This window comes from Paenibacillus sp. FSL H7-0331 (assembly GCF_001956045.1).
Map to the genome: position 1 here is coordinate 172,956 of NZ_MRTH01000011.1, position 20,182 is coordinate 193,137.

Annotated in this window: 20 protein-coding genes; all 20 read left to right on the forward strand. The window is 44.2% G+C overall.

Annotated features, from left to right (window positions below):
- The first annotated feature begins 18 nt into the window (after nucleotides 1–18).
- The 20 genes from BK127_RS18185 to BK127_RS18280 all read left to right on the forward strand — a co-directional run bounded on the left by BK127_RS18185 (nucleotide 19) and on the right by BK127_RS18280 (nucleotide 20,173).
- Nucleotides 19–1,269: a M16 family metallopeptidase gene (locus tag BK127_RS18185; RefSeq protein WP_076232879.1), complete on the forward strand. Its 1,251-nt coding sequence runs from the start codon at nucleotides 19–21 to the stop codon at nucleotides 1,267–1,269.
- Nucleotides 1,262–1,708 carry a dUTP diphosphatase gene (gene dut / locus BK127_RS18190; protein ID WP_083689391.1) on the forward strand — a complete coding sequence of 149 codons (447 nt, stop codon included), beginning with the start codon at nucleotides 1,262–1,264 and terminating at the stop codon, nucleotides 1,706–1,708. Before BK127_RS18185 ends, dut begins: the two co-directional genes overlap by 8 nt.
- 132 nt (nucleotides 1,709–1,840) lie before the next feature.
- Entirely contained in the window at nucleotides 1,841–2,740 is a 900-nt protein-coding gene (gene dpsA / locus BK127_RS18195) for a dipicolinate synthase subunit DpsA (RefSeq protein WP_076232882.1), read from the forward strand.
- Nucleotides 2,737–3,330, forward strand: coding sequence for a dipicolinate synthase subunit B (locus BK127_RS18200; protein WP_076232884.1), 594 nt, complete (start codon nucleotides 2,737–2,739; stop codon nucleotides 3,328–3,330). Before dpsA ends, BK127_RS18200 begins: the two co-directional genes overlap by 4 nt.
- Before the next feature lie 42 nt (nucleotides 3,331–3,372).
- A complete protein-coding gene (locus tag BK127_RS18205; protein WP_076232886.1) occupies nucleotides 3,373–4,413 on the forward strand; it encodes an aspartate-semialdehyde dehydrogenase in 1,041 nt (346 codons plus the stop codon).
- A 78-nt stretch (nucleotides 4,414–4,491) separates the two neighbouring features.
- The gene (gene dapG / locus BK127_RS18210; RefSeq protein WP_076232888.1) at nucleotides 4,492–5,709 is read left to right on the forward strand and encodes an aspartate kinase; all 1,218 of its coding nucleotides are present in this window, start codon (nucleotides 4,492–4,494) and stop codon (nucleotides 5,707–5,709) included.
- Nucleotides 5,710–5,730: 21 nt separating this feature from the next.
- Entirely contained in the window at nucleotides 5,731–6,606 is an 876-nt protein-coding gene (gene dapA, locus BK127_RS18215; RefSeq protein WP_076232890.1) for a 4-hydroxy-tetrahydrodipicolinate synthase, read from the forward strand.
- A 192-nt stretch (nucleotides 6,607–6,798) separates the two neighbouring features.
- Nucleotides 6,799–8,475, forward strand: a complete 1,677-nt coding sequence (locus tag BK127_RS18220) for a ribonuclease J (RefSeq protein ID WP_076232893.1) — start codon at nucleotides 6,799–6,801, stop codon at nucleotides 8,473–8,475.
- Between the two features lie 186 nt (nucleotides 8,476–8,661).
- The gene (locus BK127_RS18225) at nucleotides 8,662–9,405 is read left to right on the forward strand and encodes a ClpP family protease (protein WP_076233012.1); all 744 of its coding nucleotides are present in this window, start codon (nucleotides 8,662–8,664) and stop codon (nucleotides 9,403–9,405) included.
- Nucleotides 9,402–9,623 carry a YlzJ-like family protein gene (locus BK127_RS18230; RefSeq protein ID WP_076232895.1) on the forward strand — a complete coding sequence of 74 codons (222 nt, stop codon included), beginning with the start codon at nucleotides 9,402–9,404 and terminating at the stop codon, nucleotides 9,621–9,623. Before BK127_RS18225 ends, BK127_RS18230 begins: the two co-directional genes overlap by 4 nt.
- 78 nt (nucleotides 9,624–9,701) lie before the next feature.
- Nucleotides 9,702–12,254, forward strand: a complete 2,553-nt coding sequence (locus tag BK127_RS18235; RefSeq protein ID WP_076232896.1) for a DNA translocase FtsK — start codon at nucleotides 9,702–9,704, stop codon at nucleotides 12,252–12,254.
- A gap of 142 nt (nucleotides 12,255–12,396) precedes the next feature.
- Nucleotides 12,397–13,176 (forward strand): spore cortex-lytic enzyme, encoded by a 780-nt coding sequence (gene sleB, locus BK127_RS18240; RefSeq protein ID WP_076233013.1) that lies wholly within the window; start codon nucleotides 12,397–12,399, stop codon nucleotides 13,174–13,176.
- Nucleotides 13,177–13,284: 108 nt separating this feature from the next.
- Nucleotides 13,285–14,568 (forward strand): EF-P 5-aminopentanol modification-associated protein YfmF, encoded by a 1,284-nt coding sequence (yfmF, locus tag BK127_RS18245; protein ID WP_076232898.1) that lies wholly within the window; start codon nucleotides 13,285–13,287, stop codon nucleotides 14,566–14,568.
- A gap of 3 nt (nucleotides 14,569–14,571) precedes the next feature.
- Entirely contained in the window at nucleotides 14,572–15,855 is a 1,284-nt protein-coding gene (yfmH, locus tag BK127_RS18250) for an EF-P 5-aminopentanol modification-associated protein YfmH (RefSeq protein ID WP_076232901.1), read from the forward strand.
- Nucleotides 15,855–16,613 (forward strand): elongation factor P 5-aminopentanone reductase, encoded by a 759-nt coding sequence (gene ymfI, locus BK127_RS18255; protein WP_076232903.1) that lies wholly within the window; start codon nucleotides 15,855–15,857, stop codon nucleotides 16,611–16,613. The genes yfmH and ymfI overlap by 1 nt, the downstream gene beginning before the upstream one ends.
- 75 nt (nucleotides 16,614–16,688) lie before the next feature.
- Nucleotides 16,689–16,943, forward strand: a complete 255-nt coding sequence (locus BK127_RS18260) for a DUF3243 domain-containing protein (RefSeq protein WP_076232906.1) — start codon at nucleotides 16,689–16,691, stop codon at nucleotides 16,941–16,943.
- A gap of 92 nt (nucleotides 16,944–17,035) precedes the next feature.
- Nucleotides 17,036–17,875 carry a type 1 periplasmic-binding domain-containing protein gene (locus BK127_RS18265; RefSeq protein WP_076232909.1) on the forward strand — a complete coding sequence of 280 codons (840 nt, stop codon included), beginning with the start codon at nucleotides 17,036–17,038 and terminating at the stop codon, nucleotides 17,873–17,875.
- Between the two features lie 124 nt (nucleotides 17,876–17,999).
- Nucleotides 18,000–18,764, forward strand: a complete 765-nt coding sequence (locus BK127_RS18270; RefSeq protein WP_076232911.1) for a DUF3388 domain-containing protein — start codon at nucleotides 18,000–18,002, stop codon at nucleotides 18,762–18,764.
- Between the two features lie 38 nt (nucleotides 18,765–18,802).
- On the forward strand, nucleotides 18,803–19,651 hold the full coding sequence (locus BK127_RS18275; RefSeq protein ID WP_076232914.1) for a helix-turn-helix domain-containing protein: 849 nt from the start codon (nucleotides 18,803–18,805) through the stop codon (nucleotides 19,649–19,651).
- Between the two features lie 30 nt (nucleotides 19,652–19,681).
- Entirely contained in the window at nucleotides 19,682–20,173 is a 492-nt protein-coding gene (locus tag BK127_RS18280) for a YajQ family cyclic di-GMP-binding protein (protein ID WP_076232917.1), read from the forward strand.
- Nucleotides 20,174–20,182: the final 9 nt, after the last annotated feature.

A 20,182-nucleotide genomic window follows, 5' to 3' on the forward strand; every position in this document is an offset into this window, starting at 1 on the left:
ACAAGGAGGCTCCTTTTATTGAATAAACATATTTTAAGCAATGGACTGCGGCTTGTCGTGGAGCCTATCCCCACGTGCCGTTCTGTAGCCTTTGGGATTTGGGTCAAAACAGGCTCTCGAAACGAGCAGCAGCACCACAACGGAATTTCCCATTTTATCGAGCACATGCTATTTAAGGGTACAGATAAGTATTCTGCCAAAGATATTGCAGAGCTGTTCGATGGCATAGGTGGCAATGTGAACGCTTTTACCTCAAAAGAATATACCTGTTATTATGCCAAAGTGTTGGATGAGCATCTGCCCATCGCAGTGGAAGCGCTAGCCGATATGTTCTTTCGGTCAACGTTTGATCCAACGGAGCTGGAAAAGGAAAAAAATGTAATATTTGAAGAAATCTCGATGTATGAAGACACACCTGACGATATGGTTCATGATCTAATTGCAAGTGCTGCTTATGAGGATCATTCGCTCGGTTACACGATTATTGGAACTGAGCAGAATTTGACGGCGATGAATTCGGATACCTTAAAGCAATATATGAAAAATCAATATACGATTGAAAATACGGTTATTGCGATAGCAGGTAATATTGATGATTCGATTGTGCAGCTCATGGAGCAGCATTTTTCCGGCTTTCAGAACAAGGGTTCGGAAGTCTTATATACACCGCCAACCTTTCACAGTAATCTGAAATATCACGAGAAGAAAACGGAACAAAACCACATCTGCTTGTCTTTACCAGGTTTGTCTGCCAAGGATGATCGTGTGTATGCTATGGTGCTGCTGAACAATGCAATTGGTGGTGGTATGAGCTCCAGATTATTTCAAGAGATCAGAGAAAAACGCGGTATGGCGTATTCCGTCTATTCTTATCATACTTCTTACCAGGATGGTGGGATGTTCACGATTTATACCGGAACAGCACCTAAACAGACTGAAGATGTATTGAAAGTGACGATGGAGCTGTTAAGCGAACTTAAGGACAAGGGACTGACGGCTGCCGAGCTCAGAAAAGGCAAGGAGCAAATGAAAGGAAGCTTGATCCTGAGTCTGGAGAGCACCAGCAGTCGCATGAATCGGTTAGGTAAAAACGAGCTGATGCTTGATCGTCATTATGATATGGATGAAATTATAGAGCGTATAGAAAGTGTACAGCTTGATCAGATTCAAGAGCTTACGCTGGAAATGCTAGCGACCCCGTTTGCACTTTCGATGGTTGGACAAACGGATAAAGTATTGGAAGGCTTCAGGAGGGATCAGCTTGTTTAATGTTCAATTGAAACGGCTGCCAGGTAACGAGGATGTACAGCTGCCACAAAAAATGTCGCTTTCAGCCAGCGGCTTTGATCTTTATGCAGCAGTAACATCCCCTGTAGAGATTGGGCCAGGTCAACGGATATTGATTCCTACAGGGTTGACTTTGGCCATGCCGCCCGAGCTCGAAGCGCAAATTCGTCCGCGCAGCGGCTTGGCTTTAAAGCACGGAATCACATGTTTAAACTCACCAGGAACGATTGATGCAGACTATCGCGGCGAGGTGAAGGTACTGTTGATCAATCATGGATCAGAGACCTTTATCATTCAAAGAAACGAACGGATTGCTCAAATGGTATTCCAGATCGTGCCTTCTGTACAACTCATAGAAGTGGATATGCTTACAGACACAGAACGTGGTGCTGGTGGCTTTGGACATACAGGTACCCAATAATTGTGAAACCATAAACACCTTTTTGCCTTGATGATTCATCGGGCGAAAAGGTGTTTTTTGCGTACAGTAACCCATCATTAGGCCAGCGCATAAGATGAGTTAGCGACAGCGATTAGAAAGAGGTGAGAACGCATGCTTACAGGAATTCAAGTGGCTTTGATCGGCGGTGACGCCAGGCAGCTTGAAGTCATAAATAAATGCACCGAGTTGGATGCTTCCGTTGTTCTAATCGGATTTGATAATTTACAAAACGTTTTCAGCGGAATTACCAAAGCAGAGCTGAGTCCCAAGGTACTGGAGACGATGGACGCGGTTATTTTGCCTGCTGTAGGCACCGATGACAAGGGCTATGTCGAAAGTATATTTTCCACATCCGAGCTGCAGCTAACTGAGCAGCATATTCAGGCGCTGCCGAAGAATGCCAAAGTATTCACGGGTATGGCAAAGCCGTATTTGCGTAATTTGTGTGCGCAAGCCTCGATCCAGCTCATAGAGTTGTTCGACTTGAACGAGGTCGCCATTTACAACTCCATTCCAACAGCTGAAGGCGCCATTATGATGGCGATTCAAAATACCGATTTTACGATTCACGGATCGGTTTCCATGGTGCTCGGTTTCGGAAGAACGGGGATCACACTCGCCAGGACGCTGCATGGACTTGGCGCAAAAGTTAAGGTAGGTGTCAACAAACCAGAGTATTTTGCGAGAGCTTTAGAGATGGGATTTTTACCTTTTTACACCCATGATTTGTACGCTCAGGTAGCTAATATTGACTTGCTTTTTAACACAATTCCGTCTATGATAGTCACAGCGCAAATTATTGCCAATATTCCACATCGAGCTGTGATCATTGATTTGGCTTCCAAACCCGGGGGAACGGATTTTCGTTTTGCCGAGAAGAGAGGTATCAAAGCAATGCTCGCACCTGGACTCCCCGGAATTGTTGCACCGAAGACAGCCGGTCGCATCATTGCTGATACCTTGAGTCGTATGATTCTTGAGGATGCAGGACAAGGGAGGAAAGCGGAATGAATTGGCAAGGGAAAACGGTAGGCTTCGCTTTAACGGGGTCACATTGCACATTTGAAGAGGTCATGCCGCAAATCAGGCGGTTTGTTGATGCAGGTGCGCGGGTCATTCCCATCGTTTCCTACACGATACTTACAACGGATACGCGATTTGGCAAGTCTGAAGATTGGCAGAAGCAGTTGAAAGAGATTACAGGTAATGATATCATTACTTCAATTGTGGATGCTGAACCATTAGGACCTTCAAAGCTGCTGGATGTGCTTGTTATCGCTCCTTGCACGGGCAATACGACCAGCAAGCTAGCCAATGCAATGACGGAAAGTCCTGTATTGATGGCCGCCAAAGCACAGATGCGCAATCTCAGACCGTTGGTATTGGCGATTTCCACCAATGATGGCTTAGGGCTCAATGCCATGAATATTAGTAAATTGTTAATTACCAAAAACATATATTTTGTTCCATTCGGTCAGGATGCACCTGCCTTAAAGCCGAACTCGCTGGTAGCTCGTATGGATTTGATTATGGAAACCTGTGAGGATGCACTTCAAGGAAAGCAGCTTCAACCTATGGTGATTGAACGTTTTAATTATTAATAATTAATTACTGCTTATTATGCACAGGGGAGAGACGAACAGATGTCGAATCAGAAATTATTCAATGTTGCTGTTGTTGGAGCAACAGGTGCCGTAGGAGAGCAAATCCTTCGTTTGTTGGAAGAACGCAATTTCCCCATTCAAACTCTAAAGTTACTTTCTTCTCCACGTTCCGCTGGAATCAAACTTAATTTTAAAGGTAATCCTGTTGAAGTGGAAGTTGCCACACCGGACAGCTTCGAAGGTGTTGATATAGCATTATTCAGTGCTGGTGGAAGTGTCAGCCTGGATTTAATTCCAGAAGCGATTAAACGCGGTACGGTTTGTATTGATAATACGAGTGCTTATCGGATGGACGCAGAGACTCCACTTGTCGTTCCCGAAGTGAATATAGATAAGATCAGCGAGCATAAAGGTGTTATTGCCAATCCGAATTGCTCAACCATACAGATGGTAGTAGCTTTAAAGCCATTATATGATCGTTATGGGATTTCACGAATTATTGCATCGACATATCAGGCTGTATCTGGTGCGGGTGCACTTGCTATTGAAGAAACACTTCGTCAAACTAAAGAAGTATTGGAAGGGAATGCGGTTGATCCAAAGATTTTACCGGCAGCTTCTTTACCTGTGAAACACCAAATTGCTTTTAATGCGATTCCGCAAATTGACAAATTTACGGAAAATGGCTTCACCTACGAAGAAATGAAAATGATCAATGAAACAAAAAAAATTATGGGTGACGATACTTTGGAGGTTACAACAACCTGCGTTCGTATCCCTGTTATTTATGGTCATTCGGAATCCGTATATGTAGAGCTTAAGCAGGACTTTGATATTGAAGAAGTTAAGCAGCTGCTTGCTGACGCTCCTGGAATTGTATTAGTTGATAATCCGGCAGAACAGCAATATCCGTTAGCTACAGATGCAGCAGGAAAGCTGGATACTTTTGTGGGGCGCGTTCGTCGCGACTTAAGCAATCCACGTGCACTTAATATGTGGATTGTTTCCGACAACCTGCTCAAAGGTGCTGCTTGGAATGCTGTGCAGATTGCTGAATATATTGCAATCGAACAAAACTAAATGTGAGATGGCTTCTTAAGGGAAGCCTATTTTCATATATAAATCTATAATTAAGTTTCCAACGGAAAAGGGGACCTCATGAAAATTCTCGTGCAGAAATTCGGAGGCACGTCCCTTTCCAGCGTCGAAGCCAGAGCACACGTCATTGAACATATCCAGGATGCATTGAAACAACAATTCAAACTAGTAGTCGTTGTATCGGCGATGGGGAGAAAAGGCGAGCCCTATGCAACAGATACTTTATTGGATTGGATCCATAATAACGGGAACCAGCTGCCTCCAAGAGAACAAGACATGCTGCTATGCTGTGGTGAACTTATTTCAGCTGCCACTTTATGCAGCTTGTTGCGAGCACACCATATAGCGGCTACAGTTCTTACGGGTGCACAGGCAGGAATTATCACTAACGACAACTTCGGCAATGCGCAAATTGTGTCTATACAGCCAAGGCGAATCCTGGATTTGCTGGATCAGGGAAACGTTGTCATAGTGGCTGGCTTTCAAGGTCAAACCTCCAATCAGGACTTTACGACTCTCGGACGAGGTGGTAGTGATACTTCGGCAACGGCACTCGGTGTAGCGCTTCATGCAGAGTTCATAGATATTTTTACCGATGTGGACGGGATTTTAACAGCAGATCCAAGGATCGTTAAAGAAGCGCGTCCCTTGTCTCAGGTATCCTATATGGAAATATGTAATATGGCCCATAACGGTGCTAAAGTTATTCACCCAAGGGCAGTAGAAGTCGCCATGAGTGGCAATGTACCTGTCCGTGTTCGATCTACATTTAGTAAATCACTCGGGACACTGGTGACTCACCCTTCGGCAATTGTACCTGATACGGATTGTATTGGGGATCGAGTAATAACTGGAATTGCCAATTTCGCTAACCTCACACAAGTGCAGGTTTTTGCTGCGGAAGGCATTTATGATTTACAGCTTACAGTCTTTAAAGCTATGGCCAAGCATCATATTAGTGTGGATTTCATCAATGTAAATCCATCTGGAGTTACTTACACCGTCTTTGACGATGAGGCGACAAGAACCGAAGCCATCTTGGGCGAGCTGGGTTATCAGCCTGTATTAATGTCCAATTGTGCCAAGGTTTCAATCATTGGTGGAGGTATGAACGGTGTCCCAGGCATCATGGCACATATCGTTGAAGCTTTGACAGAGGAAGATATCCAAATTTTACAGTCAGCGGATTCCAATACGACGATATGGGTGCTCGTACAAGGATCGGATATGGCGACGGCGATTCGTGCGCTGCACAAAAAATTTCAATTGCATCTATAATAAACCTAGGAGGAGTTTGCCGTGGATTTCGGAAGATTAATCGCAGCAATGGTTACACCCTTTGATTCCAACTTGCAAATCGATTGGACTCAAACTGGAATTTTAATTGATTATTTACTGGAAGAGCAAAGTAACGACAGTTTGGTTATTAGTGGGACAACAGGTGAATCACCTACGTTAACGGAAGAGGAAAAGCTGGAGCTCTTTGCATTCGCTATCAAACGTGCCAATGGGCGCTGCAAGATCATTGCAGGAACAGGCAGCAACGATACAGCTCATTCCATTCATTTATCCCGGGAAGCCGAGAAGCTTGGAGTTGACGCGCTGTTACTGGTGGCTCCTTATTATAACCGTCCATCTCAGGAAGGCTTATATCAGCATTTTAAAGCCATTGCCGAGTCGGTTTCGATACCATGTATTTTGTACAATGTAGAAAGCAGAACAGGTGTTAATATTGATGCCGATACTACAATTCGACTATCGCAAATACCGAATATTGTAGCTACCAAAGATTGTGCAGATCTGGATCAGATCACAAGAATTGTTAGTGGTGCAGCACCTGGATTTCTGGTATACAGTGGTGACGATACGATGGCATTACCCGTATTATCCGTTGGCGGACATGGCATTATTAGCGTAGCCAGTCATGTAGTTGGTAAAGAAATGAAAAGTATGATAAACTGTTACTTACAAGGCGATACTCGTGAAGCGGCAAAAGTTCATGCTAAGATACACCCCGTAATGAAGGGGTTATTTAATTGTCCTCACCGAGTTCCGAATCCTGCCCCCGTCAAATATGCTTTGAACAGCAAAGGTGTGGAGGTAGGCGGAGTACGTCTGCCATTATTGAACGCAACCGAAGAAGAAGGAAGATTCATTGACTCCTTGTTAAAATGAAATTCTTGAAATCGGTGCTTTCTTTAAGCATCGGTTTTATTTATTTAGGCAATAATTGAGGATGCAAACGCGGTAGCTTGTATTTGTACTTTTTGTTCATGTATAATGGTGGCAAGTGACTGGTGCGGTTTTGGTTTAGGTTAAAGGTTCATACAAATTCGTCGTCAATCTTAAAATAGGAGGTATTTTTAATTGTCTAAGAAAACTGTAGATAAACTCTCGATCTTTGCCCTGGGCGGCGTGGGTGAAATCGGAAAAAATATGTATGTGGTTCAGTATGCAAATGACATTGTTGTAATTGATTGCGGTTTGAAATTTCCTGAAGAGGACATGCTCGGCATCGATATTGTTATACCGGATATTAGTTATTTACTTGAGAATCGGGACAAGGTTAGAGGCATTATTATCACACACGGACATGAGGATCACATCGGTGGTCTGTCGTATGTGCTGAGACAGCTGAATGTTCCTATCTATGCAACCAAATTGACTTTGGGTCTTATCGAAACCAAGCTAAGGGAAGCCGGTTTACTGGGAGATACCAAACGAAACCTGATCAATTCAGAATCTGAATTGGTTCTTGGCTGCATGACTGCGTCGTTCTTCAAAACGAATCATAGTATTCCTGATTCTGTAGGTGTATGCATCGCCACACCTGAAGGCAATGTAGTTCACACAGGAGATTTCAAGTTTGACCAAACTCCGGTTAATGAACAATATGCGGATATTCATCGCATGGCTGAATTGGGAAGTAAGGGAGTTCTAGCACTGCTATCCGATAGTACGAATGCAGAGCGTCCTGGTTATACCGGATCAGAAAGAAGCGTAGGTACCGAGATTGAGGATGTTTTCCGTAAAGCCAAGCAAAGAGTAATCATTGCTACATTTGCTTCTAACATACATCGGATTCAACAGGTAATTGATGCAGCTGAAGCTACGAAGAGAAAAGTAACCGTTATCGGTCGCAGCATGGTGAACGTCGTTTCGATTGCTGGGGAGTTAGGTTATTTGAGAATTCCTGAAGGTATGCTCATTGAGCCTGAAGAAATTAATAAAATGGCTGCAGATCGTGTTGTCGTATTGTCGACAGGCTCGCAGGGAGAGCCGATGTCGGCACTAACCCGTATGGCACGGTCCACACATCGCAAGGTTGATATTCTGCCTGGAGATACTGTCATTATCGCAGCAACACCGATTCCTGGTAACGAGCGGTATGTCGGAAGAACGGTTGACGAATTGATGCGCATAGGCGCTCATGTTATCTATGGTCCTGGTTCGATTACAGGCGTTCACGTATCCGGACATGGTTCACAGGAAGAATTGAAGCTGATGCTTAATTTAATGAAACCGAAATACTTTATCCCTATCCATGGTGAGTACCGGATGCTTCGTCAGCATGCGATACTTGCAGAATCGGTTGGAATTCCTAAGGAAAACATTTTTGTTGTAGATAACGGAGATGTTGTGGAGGTTCTTGACGGTGCTGCTCGTAAAGGCTCGAAGGTAACAGCAGGGAACATTTTGATCGATGGACTGGGTGTTGGCGATGTAGGTAATATCGTACTCAGAGATCGCAAACTGTTGTCTCAGGATGGTATTTTGGTCGTAGTCGTTACATTAAGTAAGCAAGATGGCGCTATTTTGTCTGGACCTGATATTATATCCAGAGGATTTGTATACGTTAGAGAATCCGAAGGCTTGCTGGATGAAGCCAACCGTATTGTAGCTAGTACGCTGAAACGGTTAATGAGCGAAAATGTAAATGAATGGGCTTCGCTGAAGACTCATGTCAAAGATGCTTTAGGACGATTCTTGTATGAACAAACCAAAAGAAGACCTATGATCCTTCCAATTATTATGGAAGTTTGATCCAAGACCACCAGTCTATACTTGATACCTTTCACAATAAACCAATTATTGAAATCCATTGTATGCGCGAAATATCAAAACCACTTAAGACGCCGATTACGGCGACTTGGGTGGTTTTTTTGCATGTTTTCGGCAGCATTCATCCATACTACGAAAGATCAACAGAATTTGAAGGGGGTATCCCAGTTGGACAATTCCAAGCAGCAAGAGCAGGAGCCTGTAAATCCCGGCCCGAATGAAGAACTGAAAAAGCCGTCCGTTTTGGATACGATACAGCAGCTAGGCCAAACGGCGGTACCTGCAAGCGAATCCAATATATTTTGTATGACGATTATTGGACAGGTAGAAGGGCATCTGGTACTTCCGCCACAAAATAAGACTACCAAATATGAGCATTTAATACCGCAGCTAGTCGCCGTTGAGCAGAATCCCAAGATTGAAGGCATATTTATCGTGCTGAACACCGTAGGCGGAGATGTGGAAGCAGGACTTGCCATTGCAGAAATGATCGCGACATTATCCAAACCTACAGTTACGCTCGTATTGGGTGGAGGGCATTCCATAGGCGTTCCGATCGCAGTTTCGTCAGATTTTTCGATCATTGCGGAAACCGCTACGATGACGATCCATCCTATCCGATTGAATGGACTTGTCATCGGCGTCCCACAAACCTTTGAATATTTGGATAAAATGCAGGAACGGGTAATCCGGTTTATAACCAGCCATTCCGAAATTTCCGAACAAAAGCTGAAGGAATTGATGTTTAAAACCGGAGAATTAACCCGTGACATCGGAACGACCGTTATTGGCGCTGATGCCGTTAAATATGGACTTATCGACACCATAGGTGGTGTGGGTGATGGAATCAGAGAGCTGAATCGACGTATTGAGGCGAACAGAAAGCTGATGCCCGGAGGAGTGGTACAGTGACACTATATACGATCATGCCTATGGAGGTAGTGATGAGCGGCTTGGACTCTATGGATACTGCAAGTATGGACATTAAGGTTAACGGAGTTGAACTGGAGGTTCAGCAGTTGAATGCTACACAAGCAACCATTGTGAGATTAAGAAGTGGAAATCCGCAGGATTATCTGAATCCAAACTACAGTCCTGGCAAAATTGTCGAATTTCGACCTGTCTTTTAGTTCTGAAGTCCGATTTTTACAAGACGATTAAGCTTATCCCCAAAGTATGGTATACTTTATTCTTGGGGGTGAGCCGTCTTGGCCAGGCCAAAGAAGAAACGTAAGGCTTCTGTAAAATCGATAAAAACGAATTTAAAGTATGAGCTCTATGGAATTATAATATTAACGCTATCGGTAATCGCACTTTCCCGGGAAGGTCCGGTTGCTCGTGCTTTAAGCTATCTGTTTCGATTTTTAATCGGGACGTGGGATTTCATCATTCCGCTTGTTTTTATTTATGCAGGCTTGTATGTAATGGTGAAACGGCAATGGCCGAATTGGCGGACGTTCCGCAAGACGGGAATTTTGCTGATGATTATCGCCCTGCTCATTATGAGTCACATCAGCTTGTTTGAGCAGCTCTACCCGAAAGGTACATATACAGCCGGTATGATTTGGTCACAAACATGGGCCAGTATGGTGGATGGCTTCAGTGCGACTGACAAAGGACAGGCTATTCTTACTCATCAGGTTGGCGGCGGAATGCTCGGAGCTGCGTTATATGGAACCCTATATTTTCTATTCGTAAAAATAGGTGCCCAATTGATCCAGTACACGCTTTTCATTATCGGGTTTATTTTGCTTACCGGTCTTACTCTAGGCGATATGATGGGAAAAATAAAAGGAAAGAAAACGTTCGCAGACACAGCACTTGGCCAATACATACGTCGTTGGTGGGAAGAACGGAATCAGAAAGCAGCAGCAGCTGAGGTCGTTGCTGTCAAGAAGAAAGCCTATGTGGCTCCGCTCATGCCTGATGATAATGAATTTGATGAAGAAACGTTGAAGCCGGAGCGTAAAATAAAGAGGCCGAATAAAGCCTTTACTTCATTCATGGATCGGGTACATCCGAAGCCAAAGCCAACCACGGCTATGGGATTTGAGCCTGAAGGTTTCGATGACGAACTTCCGGTATCGGCTCAGCCTGAAGCGGTGAGTGAACCGAATATTGTGGAAGAGACGGTTTACAAAAGAGAAGTCGAGCAGGAGTCTCCAATACCGATTATTCGTGATTTTCAAGAGCAGGTACAGCAGGAAATATCGAACATGCCAATACCAACGGTAACCACGGCTCCTTCGCTAGACCCGTCTCCAACTCACGAAAACAATGAAGTAGCTGGGGAAGAATCAGGGGATATAGCTACTATGGATACCCCAGTCAAGCCTCAGAAGCCGTATGTGCTACCATCTCTGGATCTGTTGGCCAAGCCAAGCCTTCTCAAGGGTGCCGATTCACTGGATTATAAAGCGGTTGCCCGCAAGCTGGAGGCTACACTGGAAAGCTTTGGAGTGAAGGCGAAGGTACTGGAGGTTGTACGCGGACCTTCTGTAACTCGATATGAAATACAGCCGGATGTTGGTGTCAAGGTTAGCCGGATTGTAAGCCTTACGGACGATATTGCCTTAGCTCTGGCAGCTAAGGATATCCGGATGGAGGCACCTATTCCAGGTAAAGCTGCAATCGGGATTGAGGTGCCGAATGCTGAGGTGTCGATAGTTACGATGCGAGAGGTTATGGAAACCGCTGTTTTCCAGGATTCGAGTGCCAAGCTGTCGATCACATTAGGGCGCGATATTGCCGGACAGCCAATAGTCGGAAATCTGGCACGTATGCCGCATTTACTTGTAGCAGGAGCAACGGGATCAGGTAAATCAGTCTGTATTAACGGGATCATTACGAGCATTTTGTACAAGGCAAAACCTAACGAGGTACGCTTCTTGATGGTTGACCCGAAAATGGTGGAATTGAACGTTTATAATGGAATTCCCCATTTGCTTGCCCCTGTTGTTACTGACCCGAAGCGGGCCTCGCTTGCTTTGAAAAAGGTCGTTGTTGAAATGGAAAAACGATACGAGCTATTTTCCAAAAGCGGTACGCGTAATTTAGAAGGCTACAATGCGATGCTGCTGGAAACCAAATCTGGAGCCCCGCTCCCTTATATTGTCGTAATCGTAGATGAGCTTGCCGATTTAATGATGGTAGCTGCGAATGATGTGGAGGATGCGATCTGTCGATTAGCGCAAATGGCGCGTGCCGCGGGTATTCATCTAATTATTGCTACACAGAGGCCATCTGTTGATGTCATTACGGGTGTTATCAAAGCTAATATTCCATCTCGTATCGCATTTGGTGTATCGTCTAATGTGGATTCCCGTACGATATTGGATATGGCTGGTGCTGAGAAGCTGTTGGGTCGTGGGGATATGCTGTATCTGCCTATGGGAGCTTCAAAGCCTGTGCGTGTACAGGGTGCCTTTTTGTCCGACAATGAAGTGGAAGATGTTGTTAACTTCGTGAGGAATCAAGAGCAGGCCAATTATGTAGAGGATATGGTTCCGCAGGTTGAAGAGCAGGCTGAGGGAACCAATCAGGTTGAGGATGAATTATACGACCAGGCCGTGCAAATTATTTTGGAGGCCAAGCAGGCATCGGTATCTTTGCTTCAGCGCAGGATGCGCGTAGGCTACACACGGGCTGCCAGATTAATTGATTCGATGGAAGCCAAGGGTGTTGTAGGGCCCTATGAAGGCAGTAAACCGCGTGAGGTGCTGGTTTCCTTGGAACAGTATCAAGGCAGGATGAGTTCGTAAAATGAGCATGTCGGATGATGGATCCGGCATGTTTTTTTGTTCATTTTGCTTTTAAGCTTCCGTATGCATATAAGCGTGCCGCCTTTCTCATAATAACCATAAATGTTTACCATTATGAAGTGGGAGTGTGCACGCAATGCAAATGAACAAACGACTGGTGCTTATAACTGCAGCTTTATTACTCGTGCTGTTTACAGGCTATCAATTAAAACAGAAGCTTGAAACCATGCAAACCTTCAGCAAGAATGATATTGCATATGGAGCAGCAGGGAAAGATGTGTACGAGCTGCAGGGACGATTGAAATTCCTCGGCTTTTATAACAGTGCTGTAGATGGGGACTTTGGATACAATACACTGCGATCATTAAAATGGTTTCAATCCGAATTCGGTATGAAGGTTGACGGTATAGCTGGTTCTAAAACGAAGCTGAAACTATGGGAAGCGACCAAGGATTACAAGCCGACAGCCAATGAACTCCCATCCTCAAATACTGCAGATGGCGGAGGAAATGCCCAGCCTGCCCCGGATAAGAATGCCAACCTGGCGCCGAACAATCATATGGGCTTATCCACAGAGGATTTGAATTTGATGGCCAATGCGGTATATGGCGAGGCAAGAGGTGAGCCCTATATTGGTCAAGTTGCTGTAGCTGCTGTCATATTGAATCGAGTTAAATCGGCAAGCTTTCCTAACACCGTATCAGGTGTCATATTTCAGCCTGGTGCGTTTACAGCAGTAGCTGATGGACAAATATGGCTGACACCTAATGAAAATGCCAAGAAGGCCGTACAGGAAGCGTTAAATGGCATGGATCCATCGGGAGGCTGCATATACTATTTTAATCCGGAAACAGCAACCTCCAAATGGATATGGGGACGTCCGCAGGTCAAAACCATCGGCAAGCATATTTTTTGCAAATAAATGGATAAGCAGAAAAGGGGATGCAAACGAAGTTCGTTTGCTTCTTCTGTTTATGAAGGAATATAATGGTATGGAGTTCGATTACAGGCTGAAAGGAGCTGCTCCCTTTTGAAAAATGTTCAATTTCAACGTGGTACGGTTCATAATATCAGGGTGCACGTGCTGCCCACAGAGCAATTTAAAACATATGCCATATCGGTTTATGTCGGAAGTCGCTTACAGGAAGAAACGGTAACACCGACAGCATTAATTCCATTTGTATTGCGTCGCGGTACAAAGGTTTATCCAGAAACCAAGCAGTTCCGGGAACGTCTGGACGATTTATACGGTGCGGGCTTTGGGTTTGATATTTATAAGCGCGGCGATTATCAGATGGTACAGTTTCGGATGGATCTGATACAGGATGACTTCGTGAACAGCAACGAATCGCTTTTGGAGCAAGGCATGCGTTTTGTTGGAGAGGCGATTACCCAACCTGCTGCCCAAGATGGCGCATTTGCCTCCAAATACGTGGATTCCGAAAAAACAACACTGCAAAAACGTATCGAATCGATCATTAATGATAAGGTAAAATATGCAGCCGAGCGCTGTATAGAGGAAATGTGTAAGGGTGAGCCCTATCGTCTGCACCCACTTGGTACAATTGAAGCCTTAAAGAAGCTAACCAGCAAGGAGCTGTATACGTATTACAAGCAATGGCTGAAAGAATCGCCTATCGACATTTATGTAGTGGGTAAAACCACGCTTAAGGAAGTCATGGCTCTCGTAGAAAACAGTTTTGGTGGAGAAAGAGAGGTTGCTGGAGGTTATTCCACGCTTCAAGGTCAATCCAAAGAAGCTGAGGTTCGCGAGGTTATAGAAGAGCTTGACGTCAAGCAGGGCAAGCTGAATTTGGGTTTGCGAACTTATACCACCTATGCGGACACGGCTTATCCAACGATGCTAATGTATAATGGCATTTTAGGAGGCTATCCGCACTCCAAGCTGTTTATCAACGTGCGGGAAAAGGAAAGTCTCGCTTATTATGCCTCTTCAAGGCTGGATGGGCATAAGGGAATACTTACGATACAATCAGGGATTGAACTCGAAAACTACGAGAAGGCAGTGGCGATTATCCGCCAGCAGCTGGACGCGATGACTGCGGGTGATATCAATGACATCGAGCTTCAGCAGACCCAGGCTATGATTACGGGACATCTGCGTCAGCTTCAGGATTCCGCTTTCGAACTGATTTCTTTTGATTTTAACAATATATTGTCCGGTGTAGAGCGTACGGTACCTGACTTGATTAATGATGTTCTTGCTGTCGACAAAGCGCAAATTCAAGCAGCAGCAGGCAAGGTCAAGCTCGATACGATTTACTTCTTACGTGATCGAAAGGAGGGGGTGTAGAATATGAAGGCGATACCGTATCCTCATGTGAAGGAAACTATTTACACAGAGCAGCTTCCTAACGGATTGACCGTTTTTATACTTCCAAAAGAAGGGTTCTCCAAAACCTATGCAACCTTTTCTACCCACTACGGATCGATTGACAACCATTTTCGTGTGGAGGGTGCTTCCGAGATTAAAGTCCCTGATGGAATTGCCCACTTTTTGGAGCATAAAATGTTTGAGGAGCCGACCGGCGATATTTTTTCCGTATTTGCCTCCAATGGTGCTTCTGCCAATGCGTTTACGAGCTTTGACCGGACAGCCTACTTATTTTCGGCAACTGAGCATGTTCTTGAAAATTTGACTACCTTGTTAAATTTTGTGCAAAATCCATATTTTACGGATGAGAACGTAGACAAGGAAAAAGGCATTATCGGTCAGGAAATCAAAATGTACCAGGATAATCCGGATTGGCGCGTTTATTTTGGTTTGATAGAGACGATGTATCACCACCATCCGATACATATTGACATCGCTGGTACCGTAGAGTCTATTGCCAAGATTACCAAAGAGCTGCTGTATGATTGTTATCACACTTTTTATCATCCCAGCAATATGAGTTTGTTTGTGGTCGGAGGCGTCGATCCAGAGGAAACGATGGAGTTGATCAGGAGCAATCAGGCTGCCAAGGAGTATAAGCCCCAGGGTGAAATTCATCGTTTATTTGAGCAGGAGCCAACCACCGTAAGGAACAAGGAGAAAGTAACCGTACTGCCGGTTTCTCTTCCCAAATGCTTGTTCGGCTGCAAGGAACCGAAGCAGGATGCTAATGGCAAGGAACTGCTGAAGCGGGAACTGGTTATGAAGGTTTTACTGGATATTTTGCTCAGTCCAAGCTCGGCTATTTATCAAAAGCTATACGAGGAACAAATCATTTCCGACAGCTTCGGAAGTGAGTACAATATTGCAGAAAATTATGCCTTTTCAATCATCGGTGGCGATACGCCAGATCCTGACAAATTGGTTTCACGTGTTCGTGAGGAAATCGATAAAGTGAAGGAGAGCGGGATTGCGCAAACCGATTTTGAGAGAAGCCGTAAAAAGAAAATTGGAGGTTTTCTGCGGCAGTTGAATTCTCCAGAGTCCATTGCCAATGAATTCACCAAATATCGTTTTAAACAAATCGATTTATTTGACATACTGCCTGTGTATGAGCAATTGACTATTGAGGATGTAACGACAATGCTGAACGAGCATTTTGATTGGAACCAGTTGGCCGTATCCATTGTCAGAAGTGAAGCGTAATGAATGATCCGATCCGTCCCTTTAACGAGCAAACCGTACTTGTTACGGGTGGCAGCCGCGGTATTGGTGCTGCGATTGCCGAAAGATTCGCTTCCGTGGGAATGAATGTCGTGATCCATTATATGCAGTCCCATGAGGCGGCTAATGATACGGCACGCAGATGTATGAAAACAGGTGCAAAGGTACTTACGGCTACGGCTGATCTGCGCAGCAAGGAGCAGATTCTACGGCTGCAGGAGAAACTGGATCATCATGAGATGACACCTGATATTATCGTTAACAATGCGGGTGTTTCCCATTACGGGATGCTCTCGGATGTGAGCGAGGAGCTCTGGGATGATGTCATGAACATTAATCTGAAAGGATCATTTTTGATCAGTCAGCAGTTCATGAAACCGATGATTCGGCAAAAATATGGAAGAATTATTAATGTGTCTTCAATTTGGGGGATTTCCGGCTCTTCCTGCGAGGTTTTATATTCCACAACCAAAGGCGGTATCAATGCCTTTACGAAAGCTTTAGCCAAAGAATTAGCCCCTTCTGGAGTAACCGTGAATGCGGTGGCGCCAGGTGCGGTTGACACACTGATGATGGCCAACTTTGACTCCCAGGAAAAAGCGGCCATAGAGAATGAAATTCCTGCTGGAAGGTTTGCCCAGCCGAACGAAATTGCTTCCTTGGTTTATTTTTTGGCACTTCCGGAATCCGGCTATATTACCGGACAGATTATTAGTCCTAATGGCGGTTGGTTAACATAAGCATGGTATAGTAGACCTCGATTTGGCGAATAGTAAAAGTGGTAATACACTTTGACTCCAAGGAGGCTATGAGCAATGGCAACTGTACTAAAGGTATTCGACCGCTGGAAGCAATTTTTGAATGAACGCATCGATCAGGCAGAAAAAGCTGGCATGAAGGATGAAACGATCAACAAGCTGGCCTTTCAAATCGGGGAGTTTCTATCTGACAAGGTGGACCCGGAAAATAATGAAGAACGAGTGCTTAAAGAGCTCTGGGATGTTGCTGATGAGCAGGAAAAGAGAACAATCGCCAAGCTGATGGTAAAGCTGGTTACACCGGGAACCTAAATGCAATTGTTAGCAGCCTCCTTCCAAGGGGGCTTTTCGTTACTTTTGTGGTATACTTAACTTAATTTGATTGGAAAGGCGGCTAGAGGTAGTTGAGTAAGAAGAGATGGACAACTGGGCTCTTTACTTTATGTATACTATTTGTACTTGGAGGCTGTGGTAAGAACATTCCCGCAATTGACCCCGCTTTACTGGAATCCAAAGTTTCCGTTTTAATTATTTCCAAAGAACATGTATCGGATTCTACAAAATCAACTTTACAAAATACATTGATATCTTGGCGTGACAGTCATCATATTGCTTTTGATTGGATGGCGGATACAGCTGTGCTTAAGGAAGCGCAGATTACCGCTCTGAAAACGAGACCCTATACTTACATAATTGTCATAGGAAACGAGCTTGCTCGACAAGTACTGCCTATTGCTACAGCAATTCCCGACAAAAAATGGATTTTGCTCGATGATACGGTGTCGGGTGATAATCCGCCAGTCACGGATAAACATATCGTATGGAAACAGACGGGACAAGGTTTTATGGACAAGCAATGGGACGAGTGGGTTAAGCAGCAGCAAATATTGGGTAAATCCATTGAATGGGTGACAGTTGGCGCCAGGCCGATACCATCGTTGTGGGCACCTTCTGAGGAGGCCGAAACGATAGGAGTGTCCGATGCCGAAGGCTGGTTCCCGCAATTTCAGAATCAGGTCAGGAGGCATGGGCCCAACTGGATAGCTATTTATTCTCCTTTGGACGCCAGTTCCTTGCAACGGGTTAAAAACCTGAAGGTGCCAGTAATCGATATGACAGCAGTTTCCATAGAGCTGCAATGGGGCTTCCTTATGACCTCGATATTGCAAACCATAGAAACCCAGACATGGGCGAATGGAAATCAGGAATATACTTCCCAGGAAATACAAATCATTAAGCCTTAATCAAGAATAATAAAGATTTCTTTAAGAAGTAGGAAGGAATTTCTCGAAAATTGTAGAATATTTTTGTAACATGCTCCAAAAATTTGAGTTGATGTGTGATTATCATCGATATGAGGTGCCTATAATGGAAACAAAGCAGTGGTATATGGAATACAGAATACATAAAAATCGTCCTGGCTTATTGGGGGATGTAGCTTCCCTGATGGGGATGCTGGATATTAATATTGTTACGATTAACGGGGTAGAAGACCGGACCCGTGGTATGCTGCTGCAAACCAATGATAATGAAAAAATTGACTTGATGGGTAAAATGTTGCGAAAAGTGGATAATATAACTATAACGGCACTCAGAGAGCCCAAATTGGTTGATATATTAGCTGTTCGCCATGGCAGATACATTGAAAGAGATTCGGATGATCGTAAAACATTCCGCTTTACGCGCGATGAGTTGGGTCTTCTGGTCGATTTTCTCGGTGAAATTTTCAAGCGTGACGGCAATCAGGTCGTTGGACTCAGAGGCATGCCGCGCGTAGGAAAGACGGAATCGATCATAGCCGGGAGCGTTTGCTCAAATAAACGTTGGAATTTTGTATCCTCAACACTGTTGCGCCAAACGGTTCGCAGTCAATTATCTGAGGAGGAAATGAACCCGAACAATATTTTTATTATTGATGGTATTGTATCGACCATTCGTTCCAATGAAAAGCATCACTCCCTTTTACAGCAAATCATGAGTATGCCTTCGACGAAAGTCATCGAGCATCCGGATATTTTTGTGCGGGATTCGGAATATACGTATGAGCATTTCAATTACATTGTAGAGCTGCGCAATACACCTGATGAAGAAATCAATTACGATGCCATAACAAACGGTATCAATGATTATTAATAATCCATTACAAAGAACGTTCCGAAAGGGGTGAGAACATGTCTGATCTTGGGCAATTGTTGCGAAAAGCACGGTTGGAAAAAAAGATTTCATTAGAAGATTTGCAGGAAAGCACAAAAATTCGTAAGCGCTATTTGGAAGCGATTGAAGATGGAAACTACAAAATATTACCGGGTAATTTTTATGTCAGAGCATTTATCAAAAGTTATGCCGAAGCGGTGGGTCTGGAGCCTAATGAAATATTGAGCTTATATCAAAATGTGATTCCCGCGGCAGAGCCAGACCATATTGAACCTACTCGCTCCAAGAGAACGACACGAAATACTGAAAGAATGGGCAAATGGGTTTCCACTGTTATGATGATTGCCTTTTTTGTTCTCATCCTGGGGATCATCTATTATTATATAATAACGAATTATAATAGTAAGCCGCATGAAGCCAACCCTGTAAATGAACCGAATCGGGTCACGGATAAAGTGGATCCTAATGCCAACAGCGGCAGTGTGACTACACCCGTTTACGACAAAAAAGCACCAGCAGTGCCTGCTCCACCACCTGTTCCTGTAGTTAAAACAGAAGTGAAGCTTGTCAAAAGCCAAGGTGGCACCGATTACTATTTGGTTTCCAATGCAGATAAGCTTATGATCCAAATGAAGGTTGTAGGCGATGCTTGCTGGATGCAGATTGACTCATTAGGAGAACAACGAGATATGCTCGAGCAAGGCACCTTCACCAAGGGTAAAGAGCAAAGCTGGGAGCTTACCAACTCGGCATTTATGATTTTTGGCCGCTCCAATGCAGTTGAATTGAATGTGAATGGAACCCTTATTGTGCTAGGCGACACTCCAAATGCTAAACGGGTTCAAATCGATTTACAAAAAGTGTAAGTCAATTAATTATATAAAGGAAGTGCGACCATGGCTGACGAAAGTTTTTTTGATATTGCCTCGAAAATGGATATGCAGGAATTGAACAATGCGATTAATCAAGCGGAGAAAGAAATTATGACCCGATTTGATTTTAAAAATAGCAAAAGCAGTATCGCAGTTGAAAAAGATGAATTAGTTATCGTCTCCGATGATGAGTTCAAGCTGCAAAACGTAATGGACATTTTGCATTCCAAGATGGCTAAACGGGGAATTTCCTTGAAAAACCTCGAATACGATAAAATTCAACCGGCTTCATCCCAAACCGTTCGGCAAAAGGTGAAGCTCAAGTCAGGAATCGATCAGGATAATGCCAAAAAAATCAATATCATGATCCGGGATTCCAAGCTAAAGGTGAAAAGCCAAATTCAGGGCGATCAAATCAGAGTTTCTGGCAAAAGCAAAGACGATTTACAACAGGTTATCCAGCTTCTTCGCAAAGCAGATCTGCCTCTTGATCTGCAATTTTTAAATTTTCGTTAATATACATTT

Coding starts and splice junctions, on each gene's coding strand:
- BK127_RS18200 (WP_076232884.1), top strand. CDS start 2,737: ATGAATTGGCAAGGGAAAACGGTAGGCTTCGCTTTAACGGGGTCACAT.
- ymfI (WP_076232903.1), top strand. CDS start 15,855: ATGAATGATCCGATCCGTCCCTTTAACGAGCAAACCGTACTTGTTACG.
- BK127_RS18275 (WP_076232914.1), top strand. CDS start 18,803: ATGTCTGATCTTGGGCAATTGTTGCGAAAAGCACGGTTGGAAAAAAAG.
- BK127_RS18280 (WP_076232917.1), top strand. CDS start 19,682: ATGGCTGACGAAAGTTTTTTTGATATTGCCTCGAAAATGGATATGCAG.
- BK127_RS18270 (WP_076232911.1), top strand. CDS start 18,000: ATGGAAACAAAGCAGTGGTATATGGAATACAGAATACATAAAAATCGT.
- sleB (WP_076233013.1), top strand. CDS start 12,397: ATGAACAAACGACTGGTGCTTATAACTGCAGCTTTATTACTCGTGCTG.
- yfmH (WP_076232901.1), top strand. CDS start 14,572: ATGAAGGCGATACCGTATCCTCATGTGAAGGAAACTATTTACACAGAG.
- dpsA (WP_076232882.1), top strand. CDS start 1,841: ATGCTTACAGGAATTCAAGTGGCTTTGATCGGCGGTGACGCCAGGCAG.
- BK127_RS18260 (WP_076232906.1), top strand. CDS start 16,689: ATGGCAACTGTACTAAAGGTATTCGACCGCTGGAAGCAATTTTTGAAT.
- dapG (WP_076232888.1), top strand. CDS start 4,492: ATGAAAATTCTCGTGCAGAAATTCGGAGGCACGTCCCTTTCCAGCGTC.
- BK127_RS18205 (WP_076232886.1), top strand. CDS start 3,373: ATGTCGAATCAGAAATTATTCAATGTTGCTGTTGTTGGAGCAACAGGT.